General features: G+C 58.0%; 1 pseudogene. It reads left to right on the top strand.

Annotation, left to right across the window (positions count from 1 at the left end):
• Nucleotides 1–1,258, top strand: a pseudogene (locus tag H1D41_RS18225) (hypothetical protein); the annotation flags it as partial.
• Nucleotides 1,259–1,290 lie beyond the last annotated feature (32 nt).

Below are 1,290 nucleotides of genomic sequence, written 5' to 3'. Positions count from 1 at the left end.
CAATACCGGCACCCGCACCGATCTGGCCCTGCGTTACACCGCAACCCCATCTGATGCGCTCAGCTGGTATGTCTATGGCCAGGGCAGCGTGGACCGCACAGGCGGCCTGGCCCGCAATGAACGCTTTGGTCTCGGTGGCACCGCAAAGCTGAATGACAGCTGGACCCTCACAGGTGAGGTCTCTGAAGGGACCGGCGGCACAGGGGCGCGTGCGCTTCTGAGCCACAGCAATCAGGGCAATGGCAACAGCACTTACTTTGGTTACACACTGGATCCGGACCGCACCCTTGCGGGGGCCACCCTGAACGGCCGTGACCGGGGGCAGTTTGTGATGGGCGGCACCCGCCACATCAGCGACGCCACCACCGTCTGGGCTGAAAACACCCGCGATCTCTTTGGCCGTCACAAGGCGCAGTCTTCGGCCTTTGGCGTGGATTACAGCGCGACTGAGTTCAGCGACTGGAGCGTCGCGCTTGAGGTGGGTGAGATCAGTGATCCGGATAGCGATGACTTTGACCGTCAGGCCCTGACCCTTGGCTATGCCTATTCTGATGACGCCAACCGGGCTGCACGGGCCCGTCTGGAACTGCGCCGTGAACGTGGTATGGATGGGACAAATAGCCGGGATGCCGATACTCTGGCCTTCACCGGGGATTACAATGCGCAGTTCTCTGAAGATGCGCGCTTCATCGGTACGCTTGATGCAGTTTACACGGATCGCAAAGACCCCGACCTTGAAGATGCGCGCTATGCAGAGCTCTCTCTGGGCTATGCCTATCGTCCGGTGGAACATGACCGTCTGAATGTGCTGGCACGCTATCGCTATATCTATGATGAATATGGTCAGGTGACAGACAGCACAGACGTGCGCGGCCCGAAGCAGCACAGCCATATCCTGAGTGTGGATGCCGAATATCAGCTGAATGACACCTGGTCCATTGGCGGCAAGATCGGCTATCGCTGGTCTGAAACTGCGGATGCGGGCACAGATAACTTCAGTCAGAACAACGCCCTGCTTTTGGTCGCCAATGCCCGCTGGCATGTGGTCCACAACTGGGATGCTTTGATTGAAATCCGTGCACTGAACGCGCAAAAGGCAGGCACCACAGATTACGGTGCCCTGATCGCCGGCTATCGTCACATCAACAACAACGTGAAACTCGGCCTCGGCTATAACTTCGGCCGCTTCTCTGATGACCTCGCAGACATCACACAGGACGACAAAGGCGCATTCATTAACATAATCGCCAAGTTCTGAACAAAAAACTCCCCCGGGGATTATACCGGGGG

The sequence above is a fragment of the Halocynthiibacter styelae genome, from assembly GCF_016123485.1.
Classification (GTDB): domain Bacteria; phylum Pseudomonadota; class Alphaproteobacteria; order Rhodobacterales; family Rhodobacteraceae; genus Halocynthiibacter; species Halocynthiibacter styelae.
The sequence above is the reverse complement of the archived record's forward strand: the minus strand, read 5'-3'. Positions and strand labels throughout refer to the sequence as shown.